An 8,239-nucleotide genomic window follows, 5' to 3' on the forward strand; every position below is an offset into this window, starting at 1 on the left:
TACCGCGTGCTCGTCCCTCGTGACGCCGTGGGCGATCGCAATCGCGCCGCACACGAGGCGAACCTCTACGACATCGATACGAAGTACGGTGACGTGGTGACCACCGCCGACGTGCTCGCCGGAATCGAGGCCCCGCCGTGATCGTCCGCGACGCGGGAGGGACGTGGCAGGTCGTGCTCCAGCCGGAGCACGCAGAGCTCTCCGAGGAGGTGGCGCGGGCGTGGGCCGACCGCGGCCCGCGTCACGGGTCGGTCGTCCTCGCCGCGCGGCGCCACGACGACGGTTGGGCGACCTGGGAGCGCTCGCCGATGGTCGACGGCGATGGGAAGCCCCTCTCGTTCCTCGACGTCCACGTTCCGGCGCATCTCGCCTTCTACCGCGCGGGGATCGCGGCGATCACCGACGAGGACCCGTACGCGGGCCTGCTCGTCTCGATGCACGGTGCGGGGATCTACCGCCAGCGGTACGGCTCGGATCCGTCGCTCGGGCTCACCCGCGCCCCAGAGGCGCAGACGCTCGTCGACGCGTTCGTCGAGGAGCAGGAGGCGGGCTTCCCACAGCGCATGGAGGTGTCCGGGGTCGACGACGAGCTGCGTCTCGCGGACTACCACCGGCTGCAGTGGTTCGACCGCTTCTCGCTCGCATTCTGCCTTCGCGACTGGGACGCGCCGGGAGACGGATTCGAGCTGGGAGCGTTCAGGCTCGAGCCCGTCGCGCCGTGGACGGCACGGGTCTCGCCATGGCCGTTCGCCGAGCCAGAGCTCGAGTGCTCCCTCGTCCGACGGTCCGTGCCGAAACGCGCCTGGCGCCAGGACGAGTTCCGCGAGGCGTTCTTCGGGCTTCCTGTCGAGCGGGTCACGATCCGCTTCGCGGAGTAGTCCGTGCCCGGCGCCGAGCGTCTCAGCTGGCTACGCGTCCCCACCGAGGACGAGCTCCCGCCCGACGTGCTCGAGCTGTGGCGGCCGTCTCTCGAGAAGCTCGGCTTCGTCCCGAACGTGCTGCGCCTGTACGCGCTCCGCCCGAGCCGCCTGCTCGCGTGGAACGCCTGGTACGACGAGGCGATGAAGGGCGATTCGGGCCTGACGAAGGCCGAACGGGAGATGATCGCCGTCGTGGTGTCGGTCGCCAACCGGTGCCCGTACTGCATCGCCGCGCACGGCGCGGCGCTACGGAAGCTCACGAAGGACGCTGCTCTCGCCGATGCGATCGCGGCCGATCACACGACTGCTCCCCTCGAGCCGCGCGTGCGGGCAATGCTCGACTATGCCCTCGCGTTGACGCTCCGGCCGGCGACGATGAGCGAGGACGATGTGGTGGCCCTCCGCGCCGCGGGATGGAGCGACGAGGACGTGATGGACATCGCGGAAGTGACCGGGCTGTTCAACATGTCGAACCGGATGGCCTCGGGTCTCGGTTGGGCGCCGAACCCCGAGTACGAGTCGCTCGGCCGCTGAGCGGGAATGCGCGTTTCCACCGCCTGAGACCGCTGCTACGCTCGCATCCGGGTGGATCACGTCCTCGTCCTGAACGCCAGTTACGAGCCGCTCAACGTGTGCTCGACACGTCGGGCGCACGTGCTCGTCTGGAAGGGGAGGGCGGAGGTCGTGGAGCGCTACGACGAGCCGCTGCGAACGTCGACGAACACCTACGTTCGCCCCCACGTGATCCGCCTCGTGACGTACGTCCGGGTGCCGCGGTCGGTCAAGCGTCGGATCTCGCGGCGGGCGCTCTTCGCCCGGGACGGCTGGCGCTGCGTCTACTGCGGCGACAGCGCGGGACGGCTCACGCTCGACCACGTCGTGCCACGCTCGCGCGGCGGCGACTCGGTGTGGGAGAACGTCGTCACGGCCTGCGCTCCCTGCAACCTGCGCAAGGGCGACCGGCTGCTCGAGGAGACGCACATGAACCTCGCGCGACCGCCGCGCGCGCCCTCGCCGGTGCTCTTCATCAGCCTCGCGCTCCACCGCGTGCCGGAGGCGTGGGTGCGCTACCTCCCGGGCGTCGCGGCCGAGGCCGCCTGAGCGCTCAGGCGGCGACGGTCTCCCAGCCCTCGTCGCGGTCGGCGCGGTAGGAGCCGAAGACGCGTAGGCGCGCGGTCTCCGCGCGCATCTCCGAGAGCGCGGCGGCGACCTCGTCGTCGAGCGGGTGGCCGCCGAGCACGCAGTCGAAGCGGTAGTCGAACGGACGCGAGGGGATCGGGCGCGAGACGAGTTGCACCATGTCGATGTTCCGGCGCGCCAGCGGCTCGATCGCCGTGTGGAGCGCCCCGGGCCGGTGATGCGTCTCGAAGGTCAGGGCCGTGCGCCACTCGCCGTGCCGGCGGTCGAGCCGCGTGTACGGCGCGAGCGCCGCGAACCGCGTGAAGGCCTCGTGGTCACCGACGTCGTCGGCGATGACTGCGAGCGAGTGGAGCCGCGCGGCGCGACCGCTCGCGATCGCGACGACGGCGGGGTCGCCGAGCTCCGCGACGGCCGCCGCCGCGTCGCCCGTCGTGGGTGCGACGGTCGCCGTCGCCCACGGCATCGACGCGAGCAGCTTCCGGCACTGGTCGAGCGCGACGGCGTGGGAGCGGATCTCGCGCACGTCCTCGAGGACGATGTCCTCGGGCCCGACGAGGCAGTGGCGGATGGGGAGGATCGCCTCGGCGACGATGGAAAGCGCCGAGTCGTAGAGCAGGTCGTGCGTCTCGTTCACCGGCCCCGCGAGCGAGCTCTCGATCGGCAGGACGCCGTACGTGCAGGTTCGCGCCGTGACCGCCTCGACGACCGCCTCGAAGGACGCCTGTGCGATCAGCCGCGCGGCCGGGAAGAGCCGGTCGCACGCGACGGCGCTGTGGGCCCCCTCGCGGCCGGGGTAGGCGACCGTGTTGTCGTTCTGCGTCACGCGTGCACGTCCAGCGATCGCAGTACGGCGTCTCCCATCCCGCTCGTGGTCGAGTCGCCGCCGAGGTCGCCCGTCGGCGCCGCCTCGAGTGCGTCGTCGACCGCCCGCTCGAGCGCCGAAGCCTCGTCGGGCCGGCCGAGTCCGTGGTGGAGCATCAGCGCGAGCGACCGGAGCATGGCAGCCGGGTTCGCGATCCCCTGTCCTGCGATCTGCGGGGCCGACCCGTGCACCGGCTCGAACAGCCCGGGCCCTCCGTCCCCGAGCGAGGCCGATGCGGCCAGCCCGAGGCCGCCCGTCACGGCGGCCGCGACGTCCGAGAGGATGTCGCCGAAGGTGTTCTCCGTGACCACGACTCCGATGCTCTCCGGGGCGTTGACGATCGTCATCGCGAACGAGTCGACCAGCGCGTGGTCGAGAGGCACGTCGGAGTACTCCGTCTCTCCGAGCTCGGTCACGACGTCGCGCCAGAGCCGCGAGGTGTGGAGGACGTTCACCTTGTCGACCGACGTCAGTCGCGACCCTCGTTCCCGTGCGATCTCGAACGCGCGGCGCGCGATTCGCTCGACCTCGGGGCGCGAGTACTCACAGGTGTCGAACCATGTCCCGTCGTCACGCGTGCCCTTCGCGCCGAAATACAGGCCGCCCACCAGCTCACGGACGATCAGGAGGTCGATCCGCCCCGCGCGTGCCGGGCGGAGATTCGCGTAGACGCCGAGCTCCTTGCGCAGCGCGAGCAACCCCTGCTCGGGCCGCACGGGCTGCCCCTCGAGCTCGGGGAGCCCGACCGCGGCCAGCAGCACGGCATCCGCCGCGCGGCATGCCGCGAGCGTCGCCTCGGGCAGCGGCGTGCCCTGCGCGAGGATCGCGTTCCCGCCGAAGGGATGCTCGGTGTGGTCGATCCCGAGCGCGTCGAGCACGCGAAGCGCCTCGGCAGTTACCTCCGGCCCGATCCCGTCGCCGGGAAGGACGGCGACGTGCGTCACGCGATGGAGTGGGTCGCCTCGTACGCGGCGATCGCATCCTCGTGCTCGAGCGTCAAGGCGATGTCGTCGAGGCCGTTGAGGATCCGCTCGCGGGTGGCCTCGTCGAACGCGAACGACACCTCGCGTCCATCGGGGGCGACGATCACACGACGCTCGAGATCGACCGTCATCTCCGAGCCGGTGTCGAGGTCGATGCTCTCCATCAGGCGCCCGACCTCGTCCTCGGGAAGCGTGATCGCGAGCATCCCGATCTTCCCGGCGTTCGTCCGGAAGATGTCGCCGAACGACGGCGCGACCACGGCGTCGAAGCCGTAGTCCTGCAGCGCCCACGCCGCATGCTCGCGTGAGGAGCCGCAGCCGAAGTTGCGGCCCGCGAGGAGGATCGAGGCATTCCTGAACTCGGGCCGGTTGAGCTCGAACCCGGGGTGCTCGTTCCCGTCCTCGTCGAACCGCCAGTCCTGGAAGAGAAACTTTCCGTAGCCCGTCCGCTCGATGCGCTTCAGGAATTGCTTCGGGATGATCTGGTCGGTGTCGACGTCGGGGCGGTCGAGCACGGCGACGCGCCCGGTGACCGTACGCAGGGGCTTCATACGGTGACAGGCTCGTGGTCCAGCGCGCGCACGTCGACGAAGCGGCCGTGGAGCGCAGCTGCGGCGGCCATCTGCGGGCTGACGAGGTGCGTCCTCCCGCCCCGCCCCTGCCGGCCCTCGAAGTTGCGATTCGACGTGGAGGCGCAGCGCTCCCCGGGCTCGAGGGTGTCGGGGTTCATCCCGAGGCACATCGAGCAGCCGGCGAGGCGCCACTCGAAGCCCGCGTCGACGAAGATCCGGTCGAGCCCCTCGTCCTCCGCCTGCCGGCGCACCTGCGCCGAGCCCGGGACGACGAGCGCGGTCACCTTCGGGTCGACGGTGCGTCCCTCGACGATCGCGGCGGCGGCCCGCAGGTCCTCGATGCGCGAGTTCGTGCACGAGCCGATGAAGACCTTGTCGATCCGGATCTCCTGGATCGCCTGTCCCGGGCGGAGGTCCATGTAGGCGAGCGCGCGCTCGGCTGCCGCCCGGTCGTTGGGGTCGTCGTACGACGCCGGATTCGGGACCGAGCCCGTGACCGGGACGACCATCCCCGGGTTCGTCCCCCAGGTGACCTGCGGGACGAGGTCGGCGACGTCGACGACGACGTGCGCGTCGTACGTCGCGCCCGCGTCGCTTCCGAGCGAGCGCCATCTCTCGACGGCGCGCTCCCAGCCGGCGCCCTGCGGCGCGTGCTCCCGGCCCTCGAGGTACGCGAAGGTCGTCTCGTCCGGCGCGATCATCCCCGCCCTCGCGCCCCACTCGATCGTCATGTTGCACACCGTCATCCGCTCTTCCATCGAGAGGGCGCGGATCGCCTCGCCGCCGTATTCGACGACGTACCCGACGCCTGCGTCGACCCCGACCTGGCCGATCGCGCCGAGGATGAGGTCCTTCGCCGTCAGTCCGGGCGGACGCTCGCCGGCAAACTCGAGCAGCATGGTCCTCGGGCGCTGCTGGTAGAGCGTCTGCGTGGCGAGCACGTGCTCGACCTCTGATGTGCCGATCCCGAACGCGAGCGCTCCCAGCGCCCCGTGCGTCGACGTGTGGCTGTCGCCGCAGACGATCGTCTTCCCCGGCTGGGTGAGCCCCAGCTCGGGGCCGATCACGTGGACGATTCCCTCGTGGCCCGAGCCGGTTCCGTGGAGCCGGATGCCGAATTGCTCGGTGTTCGCGCGGAGCGCGTCGAGCTGAGCCTTCGCCATCGGGTCGGTGACCGGACCCGGGAGCGTCGGCACGTTGTGATCCATCGTCGCGACGGTGAGCTCAGGGCGCCGGACGCGTCGTCCCGCGAGCCGGAGGCCCTCGAACGCCTGTGCCGACGTGACCTCGTGGACGAGGTGCAGGTCGACGTAGAGGAGCGCAAGGCCGTCCTCCTCGAGGACGACGTGTGGGTCCCAGACCTTCTCGAACAGCGTGCGGGCCATGCCTGCCCATGGTACGCGCCTGTGCCGGCTCAGGCCGCGGCCGCCTCCAGCCGGTCGAGGAAGGCGTCCGCGTCGGCGGCGATGTGCACAGGGGCGTAGGTGAACGAGACCGGGGCCAACGTCTTCAGCCCGTCGCCCGTGACGAGCAGGACGACGCGATCGTCGCGGCCGACCTCGCCCGCCTCCGCCGCCGCCCGCAGCGCACCGAGCGTCACGCCCGTCGCCGTCTCGCCGAACACACCCGTTGTGCGGGCGAGGAGCGCCATGTTCTCGCCGACGGCGTCCTCCGCCACGGCGTGGATCGCGCCCCCGGTCTCGCGCGCGGTCGCGACCGCGAAGTCGCCGTCCGCGGGATTGCCGATGGCGAGCGACCGCGCGATCGAGTCGGGCCGCACCGGGGTGACCGTCGTCCTCTCGCGGAACGCCGTCGCGACCGGGGCGCAGCCCTCCGCCTGTCCGCCCACCTGGCGCGGCGCAGGCCCGTCGAGCAGGCCCAGCGAGCGAAGCTCGGAGAAGCCCTGCCCGACCTTGTGGAAGAGGGCTCCCGAGGCGATCGGGATCGCCACGACGTCCGGGGCCCGCCAGCCCAGCTGCTCGGCGAGCTCGTAGGCGAGCGTCTTCGAGCCCTCGGCGTAGTACGAGCGGAGGTTGACGTTGACGAACCCCCACTCGAGCTCGAAGGAGAGCTCGACCGAGAGCCGCGAGCAGTGGTCGTAGTGGCCGTCGACCGCATAGATCGTCGGGCCGTAGGCCGCGGCGGCCGCCAGCTTCTCGGGCTCGAGGTCGGCGGGGACGAAGACGGCCGCATCCATGCCCTCGGCAGCTGCCCGCGCCGCGACCGCACCGGCGAGGTTGCCCGTCGACGAGCAGGAGAGCGTCGTCAGACCGAGCTCCTGCGCCTTGCGCGCCGCGACCGCGACGACGCGGTCCTTGAAGGAGTGCGTCGGGTTCGCGGTGTCGAGCTTCAGCCACAGCTCGCGAACGCCGACGGCGTCCGCGAGCCTGGGGGCCGGGACAAGGGGGGTGAAGCCCGGCGCGAGCCGGGGCTCGTCCGGAGCGGAGACGGGAAGGAGCTCGGCGTAGCGCCAGATGTCGCGCCGTCGCTCTTCCAGACGTTCGCGCGTCAACGACGCGCGAACGTGATCCCAGTCGTAGACGGGATCGAGCGGCCCGAAGCAGCGGCTGCACGAGCCGACCGCCTCGAGGGGGTGCTCGGTGGCGCAGACCCGACAGGAGAGGGAGAGGGCTGACACGGGTGGGACCTCCTTCGTCTCGCTCGACACATCCGTCCGGGTTTGGCACCGTGGCCCCTATCGGGGCGGGTTGCCGAGGCGTCACAGGGCCGGTCCCTCAGCCTCTCTCGATGTGGAGCGGGACGAGTCCCGCGCCGACGCACACTCTATCGGCTGACGCGGGCCTCCGGCGCATCCCCCGAGATTCGGATGCAGCGACGCCGTCGGTCAGCCGACCGGGTTTCCCCCGGGGACGCGGGCGCCCGGCGCCGGCCCGACCCAGACCGCTCCGCTCCCGGAGCCTCGCCGGCCGACGATGACGACCCTTTCGCCGAACGGGGCGATCCCGAGGCCGGCCTGGTAGCCCGGCTCCGCGAAGACGGGCCCGCCCAACGCGGCGACGCTGTTTCGCCCGATCGCCCAGCCGGCGAGATCGACCTGTCCGCGCGCGCCGCTCTGGCCCGTGGTCAGGAACCCGTCGCCGTCGCGGACCACGGCGAGGATCGCCGACGGTGGACTGGTCACGGCGAGGACCGTGCGGGCCCAAGGCGCTCCCGGTCTGGCTCGACGCCACGTCGCAGCGGTCGAGTCGGTCGTGCCCCGGCCCGCGACGACCGTCCCGCTCGGCGCGTCCGCGCAACCGTTCGCCTCCGCTCCCGTGGCGACGACCTCCGGCTCGAGCGACCACGGGCCTGTGCGAGCGCGGTGCCACGCGACGATCTGCGCTCTCGCCCCCTCGCCCCGCACCGCGACGACCGTCGCTCCGTTCGGGCCGACACAGATCGCCCGGGCGTCGCCCGGTCCGAGGATCCGGCTCGGGAGCGCCGTCCGGCCGTCGGTCGACCAGGCGCTCACCTGGAGGCCACGCGCGGTTCCTTCCATCGCGGCGAGCGAGAAGCGGTTCCCGTCGGGCTCGACGTCGACGAACGCCCCGAGCGGAGAGAGGGCGGTACCGCCGAGCCTCCGCCATCGCCGTCCGTCCTTCGACGTCCAGAGCGTGACGCGTGCGCGTCCCTCGACGAGGCGCCAGCCGGCGATTGCGAATCCGCCCCGGCCGTGGGCCACGGCCAGGAGTCGCGCCTGCGAGTCCGCGAGCGGTGCGCGGGCCCACGAGCGAGCGTTCCTCGAGGTGAGGACGAGAGGGC

Annotated in this window: 9 protein-coding genes, 1 pseudogene and 1 riboswitch; of the genes and pseudogenes, 4 read left to right on the plus strand and 6 right to left on the minus strand. The window is 72.0% G+C overall.

Annotation, left to right across the window (positions count from 1 at the left end; genetic code table 11):
- The 4 genes and pseudogenes from VNM44_RS17170 to VNM44_RS16980 all read left to right on the plus strand — a co-directional run.
- Nucleotides 1-141 (plus strand): annotated as a pseudogene (locus VNM44_RS17170) (carbamoylsarcosine amidase); the annotation flags it as partial.
- A complete protein-coding gene (locus VNM44_RS16970; RefSeq protein WP_325627506.1) occupies nucleotides 138-878 on the plus strand; it encodes a DUF3891 family protein in 741 nt (246 codons plus the stop codon). The pseudogene VNM44_RS17170 and the gene VNM44_RS16970, both read left to right, overlap by 4 nt.
- A 3-nt stretch (nucleotides 879-881) precedes the next feature.
- Nucleotides 882-1,454, plus strand: coding sequence for a peroxidase-related enzyme (locus VNM44_RS16975; RefSeq protein WP_325627508.1), 573 nt, complete (start codon nucleotides 882-884; stop codon nucleotides 1,452-1,454).
- 51 nt (nucleotides 1,455-1,505) lie between these two features.
- Nucleotides 1,506-2,021 carry an HNH endonuclease gene (locus VNM44_RS16980; protein WP_325627510.1) on the plus strand — a complete coding sequence of 172 codons (516 nt, stop codon included), beginning with the start codon at nucleotides 1,506-1,508 and terminating at the stop codon, nucleotides 2,019-2,021.
- Nucleotides 2,022-2,025: 4 nt separating this feature from the next.
- Here the strand turns inward: VNM44_RS16980 and VNM44_RS16985 are convergent, their stop codons facing one another.
- The 6 genes from VNM44_RS16985 to VNM44_RS17010 form a co-directional block, all read right to left on the minus strand.
- Nucleotides 2,026-2,883, minus strand: a complete 858-nt coding sequence (locus VNM44_RS16985; RefSeq protein ID WP_325627512.1) for a prephenate dehydratase — start codon at nucleotides 2,881-2,883, stop codon at nucleotides 2,026-2,028.
- Nucleotides 2,880-3,866, minus strand: coding sequence for a 3-isopropylmalate dehydrogenase (leuB, locus tag VNM44_RS16990; protein ID WP_325627514.1), 987 nt, complete (start codon nucleotides 3,864-3,866; stop codon nucleotides 2,880-2,882). The genes VNM44_RS16985 and leuB overlap by 4 nt, the downstream gene beginning before the upstream one ends.
- A complete protein-coding gene (gene leuD / locus VNM44_RS16995) occupies nucleotides 3,863-4,456 on the minus strand; it encodes a 3-isopropylmalate dehydratase small subunit (RefSeq protein ID WP_325627516.1) in 594 nt (197 codons plus the stop codon). The genes leuB and leuD overlap by 4 nt, the downstream gene beginning before the upstream one ends.
- Entirely contained in the window at nucleotides 4,453-5,862 is a 1,410-nt protein-coding gene (leuC, locus tag VNM44_RS17000; RefSeq protein WP_325627518.1) for a 3-isopropylmalate dehydratase large subunit, read from the minus strand. Before leuC ends, leuD begins: the two co-directional genes overlap by 4 nt.
- 29 nt (nucleotides 5,863-5,891) lie before the next feature.
- Entirely contained in the window at nucleotides 5,892-7,115 is a 1,224-nt protein-coding gene (gene thrC / locus VNM44_RS17005; RefSeq protein WP_325627520.1) for a threonine synthase, read from the minus strand.
- Between the two features lie 25 nt (nucleotides 7,116-7,140).
- Nucleotides 7,141-7,232: riboswitch (SAM riboswitch) on the minus strand.
- A 90-nt stretch (nucleotides 7,233-7,322) separates the two neighbouring features.
- On the minus strand, nucleotides 7,323-8,239 hold a 917-nt coding region (locus VNM44_RS17010), incomplete at its 5' end, for a hypothetical protein (protein ID WP_325627522.1).

This window comes from Gaiella sp. (assembly GCF_035558935.1).
Taxonomy (GTDB): domain Bacteria; phylum Actinomycetota; class Thermoleophilia; order Gaiellales; family Gaiellaceae; genus Gaiella.

What these genes read in the sequence shown, in the direction of transcription:
- leuD (WP_325627516.1), bottom strand. Translation starts at nt 4,456, where the DNA reads ATGAAGCCCCTGCGTACGGTCACCGGGCGCGTCGCCGTGCTCGACCGC.
- leuC (WP_325627518.1), bottom strand. Translation starts at nt 5,862, where the DNA reads ATGGCCCGCACGCTGTTCGAGAAGGTCTGGGACCCACACGTCGTCCTC.